Genomic DNA, 20181 nt, shown 5'->3' on the forward strand with positions numbered 1-20181 from the left:
GGCCTCGGCCTCACCGGTGACGACCGCGTCGGCGTACTGCAGGGCTTCCTCGAGGCGCATGGTGGCGTGGATGCCCCCCATGACCACCGGCACGTTCAGCTCTCTGAACGTGGACGCGATCTCGTAGGCTCGCGGGGCCTGGGACGTGAACGCGGTAATCCCCACCAGATCCGGGCGCGGATAGCGCTGATAGTCGACGGGACCGAGATTCTCATCGATCAACTCGACCGACCATTCCGCTGGCGTCAGGCGTGCAAGGACCATGAGGCTGAGCGGTTTCCAGGTCCGGTACCTGTTCAAACGGCTGGACCTGATCTTGGTGATGCTGACGACCGGGTTGCCCGGGTTGATGAGGTAGAGCAGCATAGACCGGCTCCTTCGTCGGTGAGGAGAGAACGGCGAGTTTCGCTCGCGCTCGGCCTCAGTGTTCCCGAGTTCTGGGTCCCCTATGGGTTTGGATCATCCGGCCCTCGCGCCTCGGGCGGGCGCCCGGCCTCCGGCGCCCCTCACTGAAGCCCGTGGCGGGCGGCGAGGGCCTGGATCCGCGGGAAGCCGATGAACTCGTCGAAGTCGGCCTCGGGGGTGAGGCGGGGCGCGAGAGCGCCGCGGTCTCCGTGGGCGCGGAAGGCCGCGAGGGTCTCCTGCACGGCGTGGTGGGCGGCGAAGAGCAGGAGGGAGTAGTAGAGGACGAGCTTGACGCCCGCGGCCTCGTCCCGGGACACCGTCGAGCCCGGGGAGTCCACGGCGCAGAGCAGATGGGGCACGCGGGCGGCTACCTCGGCGAGGGCTGGGGTTCGCACGCCGGCGGGAAAGACCATGTCGGCGCCCGCGGCGCCATAGGCCAGGCAGCGGTCCACGGCCTCGTCGAGCCCCCCGCCCCCGAGCCAGCCCGCGTCGGTGCGGGCGATGATGACGAAGTCCGGGTTTCGCCGCGCCTCCACCGCCGCCTTCACCTTCTCCACCATCTCGGCCTTGGGCAGGACACGGCCCGTCACGGGCAGGTGCTTGCCGAACTCGTGGTCCTCGAGGTGGATGCCCGCCACCCCCGCGCGCTCGAACTCGCCCACCGTGCGCCACACGGTGACGGCGCTGCCGAAGCCGTTCTCGCCGTCGGCGATGACCGGGATGCGCTCCACGGCTCCCACGACGGCCGCCGCCTGGTCCACCATCTCCCGCATGCTCACGAGCCCGGCATCGGGCAGCCCGACCCGGCTCGCCGCTGTCGCGTAGGAGCCGATGTAGACGGCGGAAAACCCGGCGCGCTCCACCAGCCTGGCGCTCACGGCGTCGTAGGCCCCTGGCGCCACGATGATCCCGGGCGCCCCCAGCAGCGCCCGCAATGCCCTGGGTCCACCCCCGGGGTGTGCCACCTACGCCTCTCCATCTTCTGCCGGCGCGACGACCACCAGGAGGGCCCCTCCATCCACCTGCGCGCCCGCCTCGACGCGGACCTCGAGGACGCGGCCGGCGGCGACGGCGGTGACGTGATGTTCCATCTTCATGGCCTCCAGCGTGACGAGCGTCCAGCCGGGCTCGACGAGATCGCCGACCGCCACCGAGACGGTGACGACCTTCCCGGGCATGGGCGCGGTGTGGGCGCCCCGCACCTGCTCGTGGCGGGGCTGGGGGAAGCGCGAGCTCTCGGTGAGGCGCACCTCGCCGGCCGCCCCCTGCACCCACCAGTGGTCAGCATGGGCGAGGAGCCGGATGCGGCAGCGCAGGCCGTCCACTTCGAGGTCCACGAGGGCGTCGTGGAGGCCGGCGGCCACCGGCGGAGCGTCCGTGCCGCCGCTCGCCGTGCTCACCACCTCGAGCCGCGCCCGCCCGCGCTCGCCCAGGCACTCCCAGTCGAACTCGCCGGCGCGGCCGCGCCGATAGCGCACCGCCACCTCGTCCGGACCGTGTTGGTAGGTGACCTCCTGCATCGCGCTGGGGTTGTTGCGCCAGCCCGAGGGCAGGCTCCGCAGCACGCGGGCACCCGCGCGGCGATGCGCCTGGCCGCCGAGCGCCGCGGCGAGCGCCGCCCAGCGCAGCTCGGCGGCGGCGGGCTCGCGGCGGCGCGCCGGCTGGTGTCGCTCGATGAAGTCGGTGGTGGTGTCGCCGGCGAGGAAGGCCTCGTGGCGGAGCAGGCCCACCAGGAAGTCGCGGTTGGTGGGGACGCCGTGAAGCCGCAGCCGCTCGAGCACGGTGGCGAGCCTGAGGGCCGCCTCCGTGCGCGTGGCGGCATGCACGATGACCTTGGCGAGCATCGGGTCGAAGTGCACGGACACCTCGCTGCCCGCCACCACGCCCGAGTCGAAGCGCGCGCCGAGCCCGGCGGGCTCTTCCCAGGCCAGGAGGCGCCCGGCCGCGGGCAGGAAGTCATGGGCCGGGTCCTCGGCGTAGAGCCGCGCCTCGATGGCGTGCCCCTCGGCCCCGATCTCCTCCTGGCTCCGCTCGAGCCGCTCGCCCTGAGCGATGCGGAGCTGCTCGCGGACGAGATCGAGCCCGGTGATGGCCTCGGTGACCGGGTGCTCGACCTGGAGCCGCGTGTTGACTTCCAGGAAGTGGAAACGGCCCTGGCCGTCGAGGATGAACTCCACGGTGCCGGCGCTCTCGTAGCCCATGGCGCGCCCGGCCGCCACCGCGGCCTCGCAGATCCGCGCCCGCACCGCCGGGGTGAGCGCGGGCGAGGGCGCCTCCTCGACGATCTTCTGGTGGCGCCGCTGGATGGAGCACTCGCGCTCGAAGCAGTGGATGACCTGGCCGTGGCGGTCGCCCAGGATCTGGACCTCCACGTGGCGGATGCCCTCGAGATACGGCTCGAGGAAGACGCGGTCGTCGCCGAAGGCTCCCTGCGCCTCGCGCCGCGCGCTCTCGACGGCGGCGACGAGCTCCTCGGGGCGCCTCACGATCCGCATCCCGCGCCCGCCCCCGCCCGCGGCGGCCTTGACGAGGAGCGGGTACTCGAGGCCGGCCTCCGCCGCCCGGGCGGCCTGGGCCGCGCTCTCCACCGCCACGGCGGGCAGCACGGGCACGCCGGCCCTGGCCATGAGCGCCTTGGCCAGGAGCTTGTCGCCCATGGCGCGGATGGTCTCGGGGCGCGGCCCCACCCACACCAGGCCGGCCTTGATGACGGCCTCGGCGAAGGCCCCGTTCTCGGCGAGGAAGCCATAGCCCGGGTGGACGCAGTCGGCCCCCGCGCGCCGGGCGGCCGCGATCAGCCGGTCCGCGTCGAGGTAGGTCTCCGCCGCGACCGTGCCCCCCAGCGCCACGGCCAGGTCGGCCTCGGCGACGAAGGGGGCGTGGACATCGGGATCGGCATAGACGGCAACCGTGGCCAGCCCCATGCGCCGGGCGCTCCGGATGATCCGCCGCGCGATCTCTCCGCGGTTGGCGATGAGGAGTCTCGTGAGTGGAGGCATGCGCTCACATCCTGAAGACGCCGAAGCCCGCCGCGCCGCGGACCTCGGCGCTGTGGCAGGCGCTCAGCGCGATGCCGAGCACGGTGCGCGTGTCCCGCGGATCGATGATGCCATCGTCCCAGATGCGCGCGGTGGCGAAGAGCGCGCTCGACTCGCCCTCGATCCGCTCCTCGACGGCCCGGCGCACCATGGCGTCCTGGGCCTCGTCGTACGGGCGCCCCGCGGACTCGGCCGCCTGGCGCTGGACGATGGACATGACGCCCGCCAGCTGCGCCGGGCCCATGACGGCGATCTTGTGGCTCGGCCAGGTGAAGACGAAGCGCGGGTCGTAGGCCCGCCCGCTCATGCCGTAGTTGCCGGCGCCATAGGAGGCGCCGATCATCACGGTGAGGTGCGGCACCGTCGAGTTGGTCACGGCGTTGATCATCTTGGCGCCGTCCTTGATGATGCCGCCGCGCTCGTAGGCGCGCCCCACCATGTAGCCGGTGATGTTCTGCAGGAACAGGAGGGGCACGTCGTGCTGGTTGGCGAGCTGGATGAACTGCGCGGCCTTCTCGGCCTCCTCGGAGAAGAGGATGCCGTTGTTGGCGAGGATCCCCACCGGGTAGCCGTGGATGGAGGCCCAGGCCGTCACCAGCGTCCGGCCGTAGAGCGGCTTGAACTCCTCGACCCGCGAGCCGTCCGTCACGCGGGCGATGATCTCGCGCATCTCGAAGGGCTCGCGGAGATCGGCCGAGGCGATCCCCAGCAGGTCCTCGGGGTCGTGGACGGGCGGGTCCGCCGGCCGGGACGGCCCGGGACCGTGCTTCCGCCAGTTGAGGTGGGCGACGATGTCTCGCGCGATGCGGATGGCATCCGGCTCGTCCTGGGCCAGGTAGTCGGCGAGCCCCGACTCCCGGGCGTGCATCTCGGCGCCGCCGAGCTCCTCGTCGGTGGACTCCTCGCCCGTGGCCATCTTGACCAGCGGGGGCCCGGCCAGGAACACCTTGGAGCGCTCCTTGATGAAGATGGTGTAGTCGGACATGCCGGGCACATAGGCGCCGCCCGCGGTGCAAGAGCCAAAGACCAGCGAGAGCGTCGGGACGCGCTCGGCCGACAGCCGCGTGATCTCGAAGAAGGTACGGCCGCCGGGGACGAAGATCTCGGCCTGGGTCGGCAGGTCGGCGCCACCGGACTCGGTGAGCTGGATCACGGGGAGGCGGTTGGCGCGCGCGATGTCGAAGGCGCGGAGCGTCTTCTTCACGGTGTAAGGGTTGAGCGACCCGCCCCGCACCGTCGGGTCGTTGCCGATGACGAGGCACTCGACGTCCGACACCACGCCGATGCCGGTGACCACCGCGGCCCCGACGGTGAAGTCCGTCCCCCAGGCCGCCAGGGGCGACAGCTCGAGGAAAGGGCTGTCGCGGTCCACGAGGAGCTCGATGCGCTCCCTGACCTGGAGCTTGCCGCGCTGGCGGTGGCGCTCGACGTAGCGCGCCCCGCCGCCCCCCCGCGCCAGCGCCAGCTGGCGGTCGATCTCGGCGAGCCGCTCGAGCATGGCGGCCCGGTTCCGGCGGAAGCGCTCGCTCCCGCGGTCCAGCGTCGTCGCGTACACCTGCATCCCTGCCTCCTCTACTGGATCGCGCGGAACTCGGCAACGCCGGGGTCCGGAGGGCGGGTCCCGCGGGGGCGCCCTGTGGCGAGCCGTGTCGCCGCGCGAAGCGCAGGGCGGGGCGAGCGCGCGATCGCGGGTCGGCAGCCCTCGCGCCGCCCCCTCCGGGGGATCCGGGGGATGGGGGGTCGCGCTCGGCCCGCCCGAGCGAGGTGCGGCGTCCAGGCGAGCCACCTGGAGCGCGCCCGGGGGATCCGCCCTTCGGGCCCCGGCGCCTCGCGGGCAAGGTATCCCGCGGGGCTCATTCGTCGCCTCGTGACGCGGCGGCGGCCTCGGCGCGGAAGGCGGCGAGGACGGCCGGGTTGTTGACGGCGAGCTTCTCCGCCACGCGGGCCTCCACGTGAGCGACCACGCGCTGCCGCCACGGACCTTCGTCGGCGTCGCCCCGACGGATGCGCGCGCAGAGGCTCCGGTTGGCCTCCAGCACCGCCTGGCGGAGCGCCATCGCATCCTCGGGCGCCGCCGCCGGCGGCTGCCCGAGCAGCTCGCGGAGCGCGGCGTGCTCGGCGCGGAGCCGGGCATCCTCACCCTCGGCTTCGCGCTCCACGATCCGGAGGACGTTGAGCGCGATCTGCAGATGATACCGGAGCCGCGGGTCGGAGAGGGTGGGCAGGAGCTCGCGGGCGAGGAAGTCCCGCACGGCCTCGAGCGCCTCGGGAACGGACGGGCGGTCCTGCATGGCGCTCAGCGAGCCTCCATCCCGCTCAGCCCTCGCGCAGCAGGCGCATCAGCTCGTACTCGACCTCCGCGCAGTGGCGGCCGATGCTCGCCAGCTCGAGGCTCTGCTCGCGCCCGGAGAGGTGGCGGAAGGCCTGCGCGAGCGTGATGACGGCCCAGCGCACATTGGCGAAGACGTCCCAGTAATGCGCGGCCTCGGGATCGAAGCGCCGGCCGCCCGCCGCCGCGTACGCGGCGAGGAAGTGCTCCCGCGAGCCCAGCGCGGGGGCCCCGGGACGGTCGATGCTCCGCCAGAAGCGCATGCAGGCCCAGCCCACGTCCTCACCGGGATCACCGAGGTGCGTGAGCTCCCAGTCCAGCACCGCGCGTAGCCCCTCCGCGGGATCCACGGCGACATTGCCGAGGCGGTAGTCGCCGTGGACGGGGGCCAGCCACTCGCGGGGGGGGATGCGGCGGCCGAGCCAGCGGACCCCCAGCTCGAGCGCCGGATGGGGCTCGCCCAGCGCACGGAGCACGGCCTCGATCTCCTGCAGCTGGAACTCCATGGGGGCCTGGCCTGCCGCGGTGCCGGGCAGCCCGTCGAGCGCCTCGGCGGGCACGGCGTGCATCCGCGCCAGGGCCTCGGCCATCTGCCGGAGGAGCCGCGGACGCACGGCCGCGTAGGCGGGATCGGCCAGGAGCCGGCGGGCCACGGTCTCCCCCTGGACGCGCTCCATCAGGAGGCCCGGCGGCAGCCCGTGGGGGCGCCCCTCGGGAATACACCAGTACGGCCTGGGCGAGGGGACCCCCGCGGCGTGCATGGCCGCGATGACGCGCAGCTCGTCCTCGCGGGGGAGGCGCGAGTAGAGGATCCGGGCGCCCAAGTCCGCCATGAGAATGAGCCGGTGGGCTCCCGCCCAGGCCCCGCCCGCGATCTCGACGTCGAGCGCCCAGGCCTCCCGCATGGTGCCGCCGGGAAGCCGCCACAGCGCGCGGATCGCCGCGGGATGGCCGGCCTCGGCGGCGATGAAAGCCTCGAGCCCCGCACGGAGCGACTCCGCCGCGGTGGCGGGAGCGGCCGTCCCGGCACTCACCGCGGGGCTCGCGGCGCCGCGCGGCGGCCAGTCACGGGCAATGGCGGATCTCGTGCTCGGCGAGCTTGGCCTTGTGGACCTCGTCGGCCCCGTCGCCCAGGCGCAGGATGCGGGCGTAGCGCCACATCGCGGCCAGCGGCACATCGTCGGTGACGCCCAGCGCCCCGTGGATCTGGATCGCACGGTCCACCACGCGGCACGCCGTCTGGGCGCAGAGCACCTTGGCCATGGAGATGACGGGCCAGGCCTCCTTCTTCCCCATGGTGTCCATGGCCCAGGCGGCGTGGAGCATCACGAGTCTCGCGGCGTGCACCTCGATCCGCGAGGTGGCGATCATGTCCTGGACCATCTGCTTCTCGGCGAGCGCGCCCCCCACGACCACGCGGGTCCTCGCGCGGCGGGCCATCATCTCCACGGCGCGGTCAGCCATGCCGACGGCGCGCATGCAGTGGTGGATGCGGCCGGGCCCGAGCCGCGCCTGGGCGACGGCGAAGCCCTCGCCCTCCCCGCCCAGGAGCGCGCTCTGCGGCACGCGCACGCCCTCGAAGGCCACCTCGCACTCGCCGGGACCGCTGACGTGGCCGAACACCGGCAGCGCCCGCACCACCCGCACGCCGGGCGTGTCGATGGGCACCACGAGGAGGCTCACCCGCTTGTGGCGCGAGGCCGCCGGATCGGTCACCGCCATGACGAGGAGGACGCGGGCGTGCATGGCGCCAGTGGTGAACCACTTCCGTCCGGTGATGACGTAGTGACCGCCGTCCCGCACGGCCCGCGTCTGGAGCTGCGTCGGGTCGGAGCCCGGCGTCATGGGCTCGGTCATGGAGAAGCCGCTCCGGATCTTCCCCGCCAGCAGCGGCTCGAGCCATTGCGCCTTCTGCTCGGGGGTGCCGTACTGGGCGAGGATCTCCATGTTGCCGGTGTCCGGGGCCGAGCAGTTGAACACCTCCGAGGCCCAGACGACACGCCCCATGATGGCGGCCAGCGGCGCGTACTCGAGATTCGTGAGCCCGGGGCCATGGGCCGGGTTCGGCAGGAAGAAGTTCCAGAGCTCCGCGCCGCGCGCCAGCTCCTTGAGCTCATCGAGGAGCGCGGGCTGGTGGTGCCGGTCCCCCGAGGCCTCGATGGCCTCGTAGTAGGCGCGCTCGTTCGGATAGACGAAGCGCTCCATGAACTCGGCGAGCTTCTTCGAGAGCTCCGTGACCCTGGCGCTGGGGGTGAAGTCCATGCCTGTCTCCTCGGTCGGTGTGGGACGCGGGCGCTCAGAGGAGCCCCAGGCTCCGCGCGATGACGCTCAGCTGGATCTCGTTGGTGCCCTCGCCGATCCAGGCCTCGGGGGCGTCCCGGTAGAGGCGCGCCACCTTCATCTCCTCCATGTAGCCGGCCCCGCCATGGAGCAGGAGCGCCTCGCTCGTGACGCGCACGGCCGTCTCGCTGGCCAGGTACTTGGCCATGGAGGCCTCGCGGATGCACTCGCGCCCCGCCATGTGGAGCCGGGCCGCACGGTAGATCATCAGGCGGGCGGCGTCCACCCGCGCCGCCATGTCGGCGATCTTGAAGGCCACCGCCTGGAAGCTCCCGATGGGCTTGCCGAACGCCTGCCGCTCTCCCGCGTAGCGAAGGATCGCCTCGTAGGCCTCCTGGGCCAGGCCCAGCCCCCGGTTGGCGACGAGGATGCGCCCCTCGGTGAGCGTCGCCTTGAGCTGGCCGAGCCCCTGCCCCACCTGCCCCAGGACGCGGCGGGCGGGGACGCGCACGTCCTCGAGGCTCATGAAGGCCGTGGAGGAGGAGTGGTTGCCCACCTTCACGAGGTCGCGCGCGCTGACGCCGGGGTCTCTCGTCTCCACGAGAAAGAGCGAGAGCGCGTCGACCGAGCGTCCCTCCCCGGTGCGTGCCGCCAGCACCATGAAGTCGGCGATGGACCCGTTGGTGATGTAGAGCTTGCTGCCGTTCAGCACCCAGTCGCCGCCGTCGCGGCGCGCCCGGGTCTTGATGCCGCGGATGTCGCTTCCGGCATCCGGCTCGGTGAGGCCGAAGGCACCGATCCGCTCGCCGCGCAGCGCCGGCACGAGGAACTCGCGCTGCTGCTCCTCCGTCCCGATGCGCAGGACGGGGCCGGCGGCCAGGTGCTGGTGGGCGAAGACGCCCGCGGAGACGCCGGCGGCGGAGCGCGTCAGCTCCTCGTAGAAGATGCAGGCCGTGAGCAGATCGGCCCCCCCGCCGCCGACGGCCTCGGGGAAGTTCACCGCGAGGAAGCCGCCGTCGCGGAGCACCCCGTAGACCTCCCGCGGGAAGCGGCGCTCACGCTCGCCCGCCTCGGCGAGCGGCGCGATCCTGGCGGTGACGAACCGCCGGAACGCGTCCCTGAACTCCCGGTGCTCCCGCTCGAGGCCGAAGTCTTCCATGGGGTCGCCCCTACCAGGTGACGGTCTCGCCGCCGTCGATGTAGACGGTCTGGCCGGTCATGAAGTCGGAGCCCGAAGAGGCCAGGTACACCGCCAGCGGTCCCATCTCGTCGGGCTCCGCCAGCCGCCGCGCGGGGATCTTGGACAGGATGAGGTCGCGGACGCGCGGCTCCATCATCTTCTCCCGGGAGAAGTCGGTCCTGAGATAGCCGGGGGCCAGGCAGTTGACCTGGATGTTGTGGCGCGCCCACTCGATGGCCAAGCAGCGCGTGAGGGCGTCCACTCCGGCCTTGCTCACGCAGTAGGCGCTGTAGCGCGGCACGCCCAGCCGCCCCCACATGGAGCCGACGTTGATGATCTTTCCCCGCCCCCGCGCGATCATCGAGGGCGCCACGGCGCGGCAGCAGCGGAACATCGCGGTGAGGTTGGTCCCGAGGATCTCCTCCCAGTCCGCGTCGGTGAGCTCGACGAACCGCTTCTCCAGGTTGATCCCCGCGTTGTTGACGAGGATGTCGAGCGACCCGAGCCCCTCCTCCACGGCGGCCACCGTGGCGGCGATCTGATCGCCCCGCGTCACGTCCAGCGGAAAGGCGCGCGCCTGCCCGCCCGCCTCGCGGATACAGGCCGCGGTGTCCTCGACCCCTTCCACCGAGCGCGCGGCGCAGGCCACCGCGGCGCCGGCGGCACCCAGCGCCAGCGCGAGGGCGCGGCCGAGCCCGCGGCTGGCCCCGGTCACCAGCGCCACCCGTCCCTGGAGTGACAGCGCCTCCTGCGGTTTCACGCCCCCACCTCCGCCATGTGGCCTCCCTCTCGCGCCCCACACCATCGACTGACTGGTCAGTGACAATCCATGAGGCGATTGCCTCATTTCGCTGGGCTGCCCCGAAGAGCGCCTTGATCTTAGTGCATTCGACCCCCTAGAATGAAGCCGCTCCTGATCGTGCAGTTTACTGAACGATTAGTAGATTCGCCCGAGAGGGCACCATGCGCAAGCGCAAAGCGGCACAGCGGGGCGGCACGCACCTGACGCGCGAACGGATCCTGGCGGTGAGCGGGAGGGTGTTCAACCAGCGTGGCTATCACGGCACGACGCTGGACGACATCGCCCGCGCCCTCGGCGTCACGAAGGCGGCGCTGTACTACCACGTCAAGAACAAGGAGGAGCTGCTCTTCCAGTGCCATCAGCTGGCGCTCGACATCGGCATGGAGGGCTTCCACCTGGCGCTGGCCCAGCCGGGGCCGCCGGACGAGCAGCTTCGCGCCGCGCTGGCCCACTACATCGAGGGGATGGCCGACCAGCTCAAGGGCACGGTGGTGCTGCTCGAGCAGGGGGCCCTGTCGCCCCCCCATCACCGCCGCATCGTGCGCGGCCGCGACGAGTACGAGCAGGCGCTGCGCAGGATGATCGCCGCGGGCATCACCGCCGGCGTCTTCGTCCCCTGCGATCCCAAGCTCGTGGGCTTCGCCATCCTCGGCGCGGTGCACTGGATCCCCAAGTGGTACCACCCCGCCGGGCCGAGCCCGGCGCGCGAGATCGCCGAGGCCTTCGCGACCTATCTCGTCCGCGGGCTGACCAAGCAACCGTCTCCCGAGCTGCCGGCTCCCCTGCGGGCCGGGGCGGAGAGCGCCCCTCTCGATGACCACTCCGCCTGACGCCTCCCGCCGGCCCGAGGGCCCCCGCAAGGGCCACCTCGAGGCCTACTTCGAGAAGCCCGCGCGGCTCAGGACCTGGTCGGGCATCGAGGTGAAGCCCGTCTACCGGCCCGAGGACGTGGCCGGCACCTACCGGGACCGCCTGGGCGATCCGGGCCAGTTCCCGTACGCGCGCGGCATCCACGCCGACATGTACCGCGGGAAGTACTGGACCCGGCGCGAGGTGTGCGGCTACGGCGGCCCGGAGGAGACGAACCGGCGGATGAAGTTCCTGCTCGCCCAGGGCGCCTCGGGGCTCAACGTCATCTTCGACATCCCGACCATGACCGGGATGGACGCCGACCACCCGATGGTGGAGGAAGAGGTGGGGGTCCAGGGCACCTCGCTGGCAACCGTCGAGGACATGGAAACGCTCATGGAGGGCCTGCCGCTGGACGGCATCAGCATGTCCATCGTCGTGACCTCCCACGCGGCGCCGGTCGTGCTGGCCATGTACCTCGCGGTGGCGCGCAAGCGCGGCCTGCCGCTCGACCGGCTGCGCGGCACGATCCAGAACGACCCCCTGCACCACCGTTTCTGCGGCTACCCGCCCGCCTACTCGCCGCTGAATCTCGGGCTCAAGACGGCGGTGGACTGCCTCGAGTTCTGCGCCCGCCAGATGCCGTACTGGTACCCCATCAACGTCAACGCCTACGATCTCCGCGAGGAGGGGCTGGGCGCCGCGGAGGAGATCGGGTTCTCCTTCGCCATGGCCCGCACCTACATCGACCGCGCCCTCGAGCGGGGGCTTGCCATCGACGAGCTGGCCCCGCGCATGGTCTTCTACTGCTCGGCCCACATCGACCTGCTCGAGGAGGTGGCGAAGTTCCGCGCCATGCGGCGGATGTGGGCCCGCATGCTCCGCGAGGAGTACGGCGCGCGGGACCCGCGCTCCTGGCAGTTCAAGTTCGGCGTCCACACCGCGGGCGTCTCACTGGTGCCCCAGCAGCCGCTCAACAACATCGTGCGCGTCGCCTACGAGGCGCTGGCCGCCGTGCTCGGGGGGGCCCAGTCGCTGCACTGCTGCTCCTACGACGAGCCCATCTCGCTGCCCACGGAGCAAGCCCATCAGATCGCCATCCGCACCCAGCAGATCCTGGCCTACGAGGTGGGCGCGGCGAACGCGGCCGACCCGCTGGGCGGCTCCTACCTCATCGAGGCCCTCACCGACCGGCTGGAGACGGACGCGCGCGCCATCCTCGGCCGCATCGCCGAGCAGGGCGGCATGTACCGCGCCATCGAGACGGGCTGGGTGGACCAGGAGCTGGAGAACGCGGCCTACCGCTATCAGCAGGAGGTGGAGCGGCGCCAGCGCATCATCGTGGGCGCCAATGCCTTCAGCGTGCCGCCCGAGCAGGACCACGAGGTGCCGGCTCACCCGCGCCCGTCGGCCACCGAGGTCCGCGCGCGTCTCGACGGCCTCAAGCGCTTCCGCGAGCGCCGCGACGCGGCCGCGGTGACGGCCGCGCTGGAGAGGCTTCGAGGCGAGGCCGGCCGCGGCGAGCGCCACAACCTGATCCCCTGCCTGGTGGACGTGGTCGCTGCCGGCGCCACGCTGGGCGAGGCCGTGGGCGTGATGCGCGAAGCCTATGGGCATGCGTACGATCCGGCCGGCATGGTCCGCTCCGTCCTCTGAGCCCGTGTCCGCCATCAAGGTGCTGCTCGGCAAGGTGAGCATGGACGGCCACGACCGCGGCGTGCGCGTGCTGGCGCGGCTCCTGCGTGATGCGGGGATGGAGGTCGTCTACCTCGGCAAGTTCCTCCCCCACGAGGCGGTGATCGAGGCCGCCATCCAGGAGAATGCCCAGGTGGTGGGGCTGTCCTTCCTCTCGGGCGAGCACGCCTCGCACACGCGGCGCTTCGCCCGGGCGCTCCGGAGCCGCGGCCTCACGGAGGTCCTCTTCCTGGTGGGCGGGGTCATCCCGCGGCAGGACATCGCCGAGCTCCTCGAGGCCGGCGCCGACGGCGTCTTCGTGGCGGGCACTCCCGTGGAGGAGGTCGTGGGCTTCATCCGCGAGCGGGTCGGCGCCTGAGGAGGCAGCGGGCATGACGAGTCTCGGTGGCTTCGCGCAGCAGCAGGCCCGGCGGTACGGGGACAGGACGCTCTTCATCTGCGGAGAGGAGCAGGTCAGCTACCGCGACTACGACGCCAGGACCGACCGGCTGGCGGGCGGGCTGGCCACCCTGGGCCTGGGCCCCGCCGACCGGATGGCCGTGCTCCTCCCCAACGGCCTCCCCATCCTCGAGGCCTATGTGGGGGCGGCCAAGCTCGGAGCCGTCTCGGTGCCGCTCAATCCGATGTTCACGCCGCGGGAGATCGAGTACGTCGTGAACAACTCGCGGTCGAAGGTCCTCGTGACCTCCCCCCGGGACGCCGAGCGGGTCCAGGCCGCCCGCGACCGGATGCCGTCCCTGGCCCACGTGGTGGTGGCGGGGGAGGCCGTGCCGGGCACGCGCCCCTACGCGGCCGTGGCGGCCGGCTCGCCGCCGGCCGCGCCCCCCCGCGTGGACGGTGACGACGTGGCGATGATCCTCTACACCTCGGGGACCACGGGGCACCCCAAGGGGGCCAGGCTCACGCACGCCGGGCTCCTCGAGAATGCGGCCGCGGTGGTCCGGGCGGTGGGCTTCCGCGACTCGGATCGGTCGCTCTGCATCCTGCCGCTCTTCCACGCCTTCGCCATCGCCTTCGACTATCTCCAGATGATGACCGCGGGCGCCAGCAGCGTCATCGTCGAGCGCTTCGACGCGGGCGTGGCGCTCCGTCTGATCGAGCGCCACCGCGCCACGGTGCTCGTGGGGGTGCCCACCATGTTCATCTACATCCTCCGCCACCCCGACCGGCCGCGGCACGACCTCTCGTCGCTCCGGATCGGCGACACGGGCGGCGGCCCCGTGCCGACGGCGCTCAAGACCGAGTACGAGCGCGACATCGGCATGGTGCTCCTCGAGAGCTACGGCCTCACCGAGGCCTCGCCCGTGGTGACCATCGAGCGCCCCGGACTGCCGCGGCGCGAGGGGGCCTGCGGCCTCACCCTGCCCGGGATGGAGACGAAGGTGGTGGACGGGAGCGGCCAGGAGGTCCCCCCGGGGGAGCTGGGCGAGCTGCTGATGCGCGGCCCCAACGTCATGAAGGGCTACTTCGAGATGCCCGAGGCCACGGCGCGCGCCATCGTGGACGGGTGGCTCCACACCGGCGACCTCATGCGCAAGGATGCCGACGGGTACGTCTACATGGTGGACCGCCTCAAGCACATGATCATCTGCGGGGGCTACAATATCTACCCCAAGGAGATCGAGAACGTGCTCCACGACCACCCGGCCGTGCTCGAGTGCGCGGTGGTGGGCATGCCCGATGCCGACAAGGGCGAGATCCCCAAGGCCTGCATCGTGCTCCGCGAGGGCGCGCGCGCCACCGAGACCGAGATCCGGGAGTTCTGCCGCGAGTCCCTCGCGGCCTACAAGGTGCCGCGGCTCGTCGAGTTCATGGCGAGCCTGCCCAAGACCGCCACCGGCAAGATCCGCAAGGGGGAACTCAGCGGAGCCGGCTGAGCCCTGTCTGAAACATTGGACATTCCCGCGGCCCCGCCGCCGCGGGTAGGCTCGCTCCACGCCGGTCGCGATGCGCGACCGGCCACCACGGTGGAGGGAGCGAGCCATGTTAGGCCGCATCGAGTTCTACGACGAGCCCACGGCCTGGGGCGTGATCCTCGGCGAGGACGGGCGGGTCTACGTCATCCGCGGCAGCCGGGCGCCGGGGGCGGGGCCGCGCGTGGGCGACACGGTGACCTTCGAGCCACGCGACACGACCACCGGCCTCCGGGCCGACGCCGTGCGCCGCGCGCCGCCGGCGCCACCGGCCGCCGCGCGCTCGCCCTTCAGGAAGCCGGCATGAGGATCAAGGCGGGCCGGAAGCGGAGGGTGGCCGCTCGCGCGGTCGGCGCGCCAGCTCCTCGATCAGCTCGGTCTGGATCTGCTGGATCTCCAGCAGCCGCCGCCACTGATGCGTCAGGAGCTGGTCCAGCTTCCAGTGCAGGTGGCGGATCTCGAGCTCGGCCTTGAGGTCCACGCGGTAGTCGTGCCCGGCGCGAAGGCGGTCCTTCGCCGCCTGGCGGTTCTGGCTCATCATGATGATGGGGGCCTGGAGCGCGGCCAGAGAGGAGAGCACCAGGTTGAGCAGGATGAACGGGTACGGGTCGAAGGGCCGCCAGAGGAGCACTACCGAGTTCAGCGCGATCCACACGACCAGCACGGCCGCGAAGATGATGATGAAGCGCCAGGACCCGCCGAACTCGGCCACCCGGTCAGCGGTGCGCTCGCCCAGGGTGAGCTGGCGGTCGAACTCGACGTTGAGGTTCTCCGTGAGGAGCTCCTGCTCCTTGAGGCTTCGCACCACCGCCTGCTCGAGCGAGGACAGCTCCCCCTTCTCGTCCTCGAGGGCGTCCTCGACGTACTCGGCGCGGAGATGGGTGAGGCAGGGCAGGCAGATGACGTCCTGGGGGCCGAAGGACGGGTGCTTCCGTCTGAGCAGCTCGCCCACGGGACCGTGCACCATCTCGCCGCTCATGATCTCGCTGCGCCGCCGCGGGACCTGGCAGACGGGACAGACGATCGTGCGAGGCCCCTCCGTCACGGCGTCTCGTCCACCCCCAGCCGCGATCGCCGCACGTCCGCGGCCACGTCGCGCACCACGTCCTGCTCCAGCTCGATCCTCACCTCGTGGCGCTCCACCTCCAGGTGCTGCACGGTGGCGACCCAGCCGAAGATCCGGCCGGCCTGGGGGCGGATGCGTCGGCCGCGGTAGACCAGCGTGCGCCGGCCGGGCGCCTGGAGCCGCTCGTACTGCTCGGCATCGGCGCCGCAGAGAGCCAGCACCTCCTCATAGGTGGTCTCCCCCGGGGTGATCTTCGCGACGACCTCCCGCGGCAGGATGGTGCCGCTCTCACGCTCGCGCGGCGCCGTGTTCCAGGCACCGACTCGCACTCGCGCCGCCATGCGGCCGCCCACATGGGCTGCCACCCGCCCGAGCACGGGCCCCGCCGCATAGCCCAGCGCCAGGAACACCATCGGGATGACCACCAGCGCCATGGCCTGGAGCCGGGAGAAGTAGCCATACTGGACGGCGATCTGCTGGGGCGCCACCCCCTCGCTGGTGTCCAGGAACAGGGAGACGACCTCGGTGCTCTCAAGGGTCTCCGAGAGCCGGCGGATGGTGTTGCGCGGGTACACCTCGTCGATCTTGAGCCGGCTCGCGTCGGGGAAATGCGCCACCAGCTCGGCCGGGGCATCGGCCAGCCGCACCACGCGGTCGCGATGGGCGAAGTACATTGGGAAGAGCGGCCGGTCGCGCACCTCGTTGAAGCTCAGGGAGAGCAGGTGCTTCTGGCCCAGCACGAGCCGCTCGAGCCAGTTGGCGGCCTTGGGCTTGACCAGCGCCGGGCTCGTCAGGCGCAGATCCATGAGCCACGCCGGGTCCACCAGCTTCGGCGTCCAGGGGATCCGGATCCACGTCGCCGGGGGACTCAGCCCGAGCGCGCCGCCGTACTGCACGAAGGTGACGAAGGGCGCCCCCTCGCCCACAGGCTCGGCGTGCGCCGCCCCGTCGGCCTGGCGGATGTTCTGGGCGTAGAGCGGCAGCCGGCCCTCGGCGACGACATCGAAGCCGAGCGCCTCCACGGCCTTCGCCAGCGCAGGTTCGCGGGCCCCGGTCGCGTTCCCGGCGCCGACCTCCCCCGGCCACAGGAGGTAGAGATCCTGGGGCGAGGCGCCCCGGCTCTGACCGGCCGGCGCCACGACGCTCCACAGGACATTCACGCGGGCGGGCGCCTCGTCGGGCGTCACGCTGGCGCGGACGATCAGCGGGCCGATGCGGAAGCCGGAGTCCGGCAGGGTGGAGAAGAACAGCTGTGCCCGGGCCGCGGAGGGCGCACCCGCGACAAGCGCCACGGCGAAGAGCCCGAGCACCCAGCGCATCACCTGCGCCCGATGATACCCCTTCCCGCGCGAGGGGCCAACCCTCCAACCCTGGGCTATGCGACCGCCGCGGCGATCGTCCTGAGCTGGGCGGCGTGGTCGAGGTCGTGCAGCCGCATGAAGAGGAAGGTCTCGCGCCAGTCGAGGGGGCCGAAGAACGGGTGCTCGATCTTCCTGTCGAGGTGCGCTCCCGGATCGGCCGAGCGCACCCGCTGGAACAGCGCCTCCCTCTCCTGCTGGAGGAGGCTCCACCATTCCCCTGCGGTGTGCCGCGGGACCTCAGCCGGGAGCGCCTCCCTGAGGCCAGGCCCCGCGGGCGCCCCATCCAGCACACGCACGATGGCGCCGCCGAAGTAGGCGCCGGCCGACAGCACGTGGGCCATCACCTCGTTGGCGCTCCACTCGTCGGGGGCGGGCCGCTCGGCGAAGCGCGCCGCCGGCACCGCCGCCGCGGCGGCGCGGAGCTCCTCCATGGCAGCGCGCACCCGGTCCACCACCGTCGCAGGCGCCTGTTTCGCTCCCTGCGCCTGCAGGTAGTCCAGGATCCGTCGCTCCTCGTCGTTCATCGCCCACCTCCCGTGCCGCCACAGTGTACCTTCGCCGCCCGGCTCGGGTCCACGCGGAGTCCCCGCCGGCCATTGACGCCTGCCCCCCGCGCCGGCTACCCTCATCCCACGAGCCCGAGACCCCGCCCGCGACGCCGCGAGCTTCAGCCTCGAGGGCCGAGAGGAGAACCTGTCCATGCGCGCCACCACCGCGATCGCCGAGTTCCTCGTCAAGAGCCGCTGGGAAGAGTGCCCCGAGCCTGCGGTGGAGGCTGCGCGGCGGGCCATCCTCGACTGCCTGGGCGTCATGCTGGCGGGCTCCGCCGACCCTGCCGCGCGCATCGTGCAATCGGTGGCCCAGGCCGAGGGCGGCGCCCCGCTGGCCACCGTGGTCGGGACGGGGCAGCGCACCGGCGCCGTCTGGGCCGCGCTCTGCAACGGCACGGCGGCGCATGCGCTCGACTTCGACGACACCAACTTCGCCCTGCTGGGCCATCCCTCGGCGCCCGTTCTCGCCGCGGCGCTGGCGGCGGGGGAGCTGGCGCTGGCCGATGGCCGGGCGGTGCTCCACGCCTTCTTGCTGGGCTTCGAGGTGGAGACGACGTTGGCCGAGGTGGTGAACCCCCAGCACTACGAGCACGGCTGGCACGCCACCTGTACCCTCGGCACCCTCGGCGCCGCGGCGGCCGCCAGCCGCCTCCTGGGGCTCGACGCCGCGCAGGCGCGCATGGCACTGGCCACTGCCGCCAGCCAGTCCTCGGGCCTCAAGGAGAACTTCGGCACCATGACCAAGCCCTTCCACGTCGGGCACGCGGCCCGGAGCGGCGTGCTCGCGGCGCTCCTGGCGCGGGAGGGGTGGACAGCCTCCGAGCAGGCGCTCGAAGGTCCGCAGGGCTGGGTGAGCGTGCTGGGCGCCGGCGCCCCCCGGCTCGAGGCGCTCGCCACGCTGGGCGCGCCATGGAAGATCCTCACGACGGGCATTGCGGTGAAGCCCTACCCCTCCTGCGCCGGCACCCACTCCATCATCGACGGCGTCCTCGACCTCAAGCGCACCCACGGCTTGCGTCCAGACCAGGTGGCGGAGATCACGGTGGGGGTCAACGCGATGGTGCCGAGGGTCCTCATCCACCACGACCCGCACACGGGGCTCGAGGCGAAGTTCTCGGCCGAGTTCGCCGCCGCCGCCGCCCTCTGCGAGGAACGGGTGGGGATTGGCACCTTCCAGGACGACAAGGCCCGGAGCGGCGCCATCCGGGCGCTCATGGCGCGGGTTCGGGTCGAGGTAGATCCCGAGATTCCCAGCGACCTGGAGCGCCACATGTGGTCGAGGGTGACGATCCGGCTCACCGATGGCCGCACGCTCCGGGTGGGGCCGCGCCAGGTACCGGGGCATCCCGGCAACCCGCTCACGCGGGAGGCGCTCCGCGACAAGTTCACCGAATGCGCGGGGCTGGTGCTCCCGGAGGATCGCGTGGCCGCGGTCCGGGAGATGGTGGAGGGGCTCGACGGCTGCCCCGACCTGCGGAGCCTCACCGCGATCCTGTCGTCCGCCTGAGTCACTCCGGCGGATCAGCCCTGGTCGGCAGCAGCTCAGATCGCCTGACGAAAGTCGCGCAGCGCGCCCATCCGGCGGGCGCGGGCGGGCGACAGCCCGGGTGCCCGCGCCTGGATTGACACCAGCTCAGATCGCCCGAAGAAAGCCGCGCGACGCGACATTCCGGCGGGCGCGGGCGGGCGACAGCCCGGGTGCCCGCGCCAGGTCAATGATGACAGTTCACGCACTCGAGCGGAGCCTTGGGCTCGGCGCGGGTGAGGGTGGGCGTCGGCGAGCCGATCCACGCCAGGCTGGCCAGGGCCTTCGCGTTCGCCGCGCGGTGGCATTCCACGCACCAGCCCATGGTGAGCCGGTTCGGCACGGGGGTCATGCCGGCGAGGTTCATGATGTCGTTGACGAACCCCTGGCCCGTCGGGCCGGCGGCAACCTGCTCCATGGCCTCGACGATCCCGTGGCATGTCTGGCAGGGGAGCCCGGCCTGCACGTGGTTCTTGTGGGTGAACTTCACGTACTCGGGCACCCGGAAGACCCGGACCCACGGGATCGGCTCCTTCCGCTCCCAGTAGTCAAGGAGCTTCTGGACCTCCGGGTTCCCCTGCGCGGCGATGACCCTGTGGCAGCCCATGCAGCGCTCCACGGACGGCAACCCCGCCGGGCTGCTTCTCCGGGCTTCCGCATGGCAGTACTGGCAGTCGATCCTGTACGAGCCCGCGTGGATCGCGTGGCTGAAGAAGATGGGCTGCACCGGCCCCTCCCGCTTCACGGGGATCGGCAGCACCCCCCTGGGGTCGAAGGCGGGCTGGGCCAGCGTCCGCACGTAGGCGATCACGTCGTTGACCTGGGTATCAGAGAGCTGGGGCTTGAACGGGGGCATGAGGGGCGAGAGCCCGACGGCCTGGCCGCCCCGGGTGATGAGGGAGAAGAGGAAGTGATCGGGCAGCGGGTTGAGCACAGCCCCCTGGGTCAGGTCCTGCGGCTTGATCGGCAGGCTCTGGCCGGAGAGGCCGTCGCCCTTCCCGCTCTGACCGTGGCAGTTGGCGCAGTACGTGGCGAACACCTGCTGGCCGCGCTGCACCTTGACGTCGGTGGCCACCCGCGCCGAGGAGGCGGGGGACCAGGCGAGCACGCCAGCGGCCAGGGCGGCGGCCAGGACCACGGTGGCGATGAGGGGGCCGGCCAGACGCATGACGGCGATTCTACTCATC

At 72.3% G+C, this 20181-nt stretch carries 19 protein-coding genes; 6 read left to right on the forward strand and 13 right to left on the reverse strand.

The genetic code is table 11. The features are described 5' to 3' along the window. From HYV93_07615 to HYV93_07655, 9 genes are all read right to left on the reverse strand, one after another. Positions 1–366: cobalamin B12-binding domain-containing protein (locus HYV93_07615; protein ID MBI2525836.1), on the reverse strand; the 366-nt coding region annotated here is incomplete at its 3' end. A 140-nt stretch (positions 367–506) separates the two neighbouring features. Beyond that, on the reverse strand, positions 507–1370 hold the full coding sequence (locus tag HYV93_07620) for an isocitrate lyase/PEP mutase family protein (protein ID MBI2525837.1): 864 nt from the start codon (positions 1368–1370) through the stop codon (positions 507–509). Continuing rightward, a complete protein-coding gene (locus HYV93_07625; GenBank protein ID MBI2525838.1) occupies positions 1371–3404 on the reverse strand; it encodes an ATP-grasp domain-containing protein in 2034 nt (677 codons plus the stop codon). A 4-nt stretch (positions 3405–3408) separates the two neighbouring features. Further along, entirely contained in the window at positions 3409–5004 is a 1596-nt protein-coding gene (locus tag HYV93_07630; GenBank protein ID MBI2525839.1) for an acyl-CoA carboxylase subunit beta, read from the reverse strand. 292 nt (positions 5005–5296) lie between these two features. Beyond that, positions 5297–5734: a hypothetical protein gene (locus HYV93_07635; protein ID MBI2525840.1), complete on the reverse strand. Its 438-nt coding sequence runs from the start codon at positions 5732–5734 to the stop codon at positions 5297–5299. Positions 5735–5759: 25 nt separating this feature from the next. Further along, entirely contained in the window at positions 5760–6806 is a 1047-nt protein-coding gene (locus HYV93_07640; protein ID MBI2525841.1) for a phosphotransferase family protein, read from the reverse strand. 31 nt (positions 6807–6837) lie between these two features. Next, positions 6838–8034, reverse strand: a complete 1197-nt coding sequence (locus HYV93_07645) for an acyl-CoA dehydrogenase family protein (GenBank protein MBI2525842.1) — start codon at positions 8032–8034, stop codon at positions 6838–6840. Between the two features lie 34 nt (positions 8035–8068). After that, on the reverse strand, positions 8069–9211 hold the full coding sequence (locus HYV93_07650; protein MBI2525843.1) for an acyl-CoA dehydrogenase family protein: 1143 nt from the start codon (positions 9209–9211) through the stop codon (positions 8069–8071). A gap of 10 nt (positions 9212–9221) precedes the next feature. Continuing rightward, positions 9222–9992, reverse strand: coding sequence for an SDR family oxidoreductase (locus tag HYV93_07655; protein MBI2525844.1), 771 nt, complete (start codon positions 9990–9992; stop codon positions 9222–9224). A 203-nt stretch (positions 9993–10195) separates the two neighbouring features. Here HYV93_07655 and HYV93_07660 point away from each other — a divergent pair, with 203 nt between their 5' ends. The 5 genes from HYV93_07660 (at position 10196) to HYV93_07680 (ending at position 14798) form a co-directional block, all read left to right on the forward strand. Then, complete coding sequence (locus HYV93_07660) at positions 10196–10864, forward strand: TetR/AcrR family transcriptional regulator (GenBank protein MBI2525845.1); 669 nt, start codon at positions 10196–10198, stop codon at positions 10862–10864. Then, entirely contained in the window at positions 10848–12539 is a 1692-nt protein-coding gene (locus HYV93_07665) for a methylmalonyl-CoA mutase (protein MBI2525846.1), read from the forward strand. The genes HYV93_07660 and HYV93_07665 overlap by 17 nt, the downstream gene beginning before the upstream one ends. After that, a complete protein-coding gene (locus HYV93_07670; GenBank protein MBI2525847.1) occupies positions 12499–12936 on the forward strand; it encodes a cobalamin B12-binding domain-containing protein in 438 nt (145 codons plus the stop codon). Before HYV93_07665 ends, HYV93_07670 begins: the two co-directional genes overlap by 41 nt. A gap of 13 nt (positions 12937–12949) precedes the next feature. Further along, positions 12950–14455, forward strand: coding sequence for a long-chain fatty acid--CoA ligase (locus tag HYV93_07675; GenBank protein ID MBI2525848.1), 1506 nt, complete (start codon positions 12950–12952; stop codon positions 14453–14455). Between the two features lie 106 nt (positions 14456–14561). Next, positions 14562–14798, forward strand: a complete 237-nt coding sequence (locus HYV93_07680; protein MBI2525849.1) for a hypothetical protein — start codon at positions 14562–14564, stop codon at positions 14796–14798. Between the two features lie 3 nt (positions 14799–14801). On the opposite strand, the gene HYV93_07685 is transcribed toward HYV93_07680, so the two are convergent. The 3 genes from HYV93_07685 to HYV93_07695 form a co-directional block, all read right to left on the reverse strand. Beyond that, positions 14802–15470 (reverse strand): DUF1003 domain-containing protein, encoded by a 669-nt coding sequence (locus tag HYV93_07685; protein MBI2525850.1) that lies wholly within the window; start codon positions 15468–15470, stop codon positions 14802–14804. Between the two features lie 62 nt (positions 15471–15532). Then, a complete protein-coding gene (locus tag HYV93_07690) occupies positions 15533–16876 on the reverse strand; it encodes a hypothetical protein (protein ID MBI2525851.1) in 1344 nt (447 codons plus the stop codon). Positions 16877–16932: 56 nt separating this feature from the next. Then, a complete protein-coding gene (locus HYV93_07695; protein MBI2525852.1) occupies positions 16933–17442 on the reverse strand; it encodes a DinB family protein in 510 nt (169 codons plus the stop codon). Between the two features lie 175 nt (positions 17443–17617). On the opposite strand from HYV93_07695, the gene HYV93_07700 reads away from it, so the two are divergent. After that, complete coding sequence (locus HYV93_07700; protein MBI2525853.1) at positions 17618–18976, forward strand: MmgE/PrpD family protein; 1359 nt, start codon at positions 17618–17620, stop codon at positions 18974–18976. Positions 18977–19181: 205 nt separating this feature from the next. Here HYV93_07700 and HYV93_07705 read toward each other — a convergent pair whose 3' ends face one another. After that, complete coding sequence (locus HYV93_07705) at positions 19182–20180, reverse strand: c-type cytochrome (protein MBI2525854.1); 999 nt, start codon at positions 20178–20180, stop codon at positions 19182–19184. Between the last annotated feature and the right edge of the window lies 1 nt (position 20181).

This window comes from Candidatus Rokuibacteriota bacterium (assembly GCA_016188005.1).
Lineage (GTDB): Bacteria > Methylomirabilota > Methylomirabilia > Rokubacteriales > CSP1-6 > UBA12499.

What these genes read in the sequence shown, in the direction of transcription:
- HYV93_07625 (MBI2525838.1), bottom strand. Translation starts at nt 3,404, where the DNA reads ATGCCTCCACTCACGAGACTCCTCATCGCCAACCGCGGAGAGATCGCG.
- HYV93_07630 (MBI2525839.1), bottom strand. Translation starts at nt 5,004, where the DNA reads ATGCAGGTGTACGCGACGACGCTGGACCGCGGGAGCGAGCGCTTCCGC.
- HYV93_07635 (MBI2525840.1), bottom strand. Translation starts at nt 5,734, where the DNA reads ATGCAGGACCGCCCGTCCGTTCCCGAGGCGCTCGAGGCCGTGCGGGAC.
- HYV93_07645 (MBI2525842.1), bottom strand. Translation starts at nt 8,034, where the DNA reads ATGGACTTCACCCCCAGCGCCAGGGTCACGGAGCTCTCGAAGAAGCTC.
- HYV93_07650 (MBI2525843.1), bottom strand. Translation starts at nt 9,211, where the DNA reads ATGGAAGACTTCGGCCTCGAGCGGGAGCACCGGGAGTTCAGGGACGCG.
- HYV93_07660 (MBI2525845.1), top strand. Translation starts at nt 10,196, where the DNA reads ATGCGCAAGCGCAAAGCGGCACAGCGGGGCGGCACGCACCTGACGCGC.
- HYV93_07665 (MBI2525846.1), top strand. Translation starts at nt 10,848, where the DNA reads ATGACCACTCCGCCTGACGCCTCCCGCCGGCCCGAGGGCCCCCGCAAG.
- HYV93_07670 (MBI2525847.1), top strand. Translation starts at nt 12,499, where the DNA reads ATGCGTACGATCCGGCCGGCATGGTCCGCTCCGTCCTCTGAGCCCGTG.
- HYV93_07675 (MBI2525848.1), top strand. Translation starts at nt 12,950, where the DNA reads ATGACGAGTCTCGGTGGCTTCGCGCAGCAGCAGGCCCGGCGGTACGGG.
- HYV93_07680 (MBI2525849.1), top strand. Translation starts at nt 14,562, where the DNA reads ATGTTAGGCCGCATCGAGTTCTACGACGAGCCCACGGCCTGGGGCGTG.
- HYV93_07685 (MBI2525850.1), bottom strand. Translation starts at nt 15,470, where the DNA reads ATGAGCGGCGAGATGGTGCACGGTCCCGTGGGCGAGCTGCTCAGACGG.
- HYV93_07690 (MBI2525851.1), bottom strand. Translation starts at nt 16,876, where the DNA reads ATGCGCTGGGTGCTCGGGCTCTTCGCCGTGGCGCTTGTCGCGGGTGCG.
- HYV93_07695 (MBI2525852.1), bottom strand. Translation starts at nt 17,442, where the DNA reads ATGAACGACGAGGAGCGACGGATCCTGGACTACCTGCAGGCGCAGGGA.
- HYV93_07700 (MBI2525853.1), top strand. Translation starts at nt 17,618, where the DNA reads ATGCGCGCCACCACCGCGATCGCCGAGTTCCTCGTCAAGAGCCGCTGG.
- HYV93_07705 (MBI2525854.1), bottom strand. Translation starts at nt 20,180, where the DNA reads ATGAGTAGAATCGCCGTCATGCGTCTGGCCGGCCCCCTCATCGCCACC.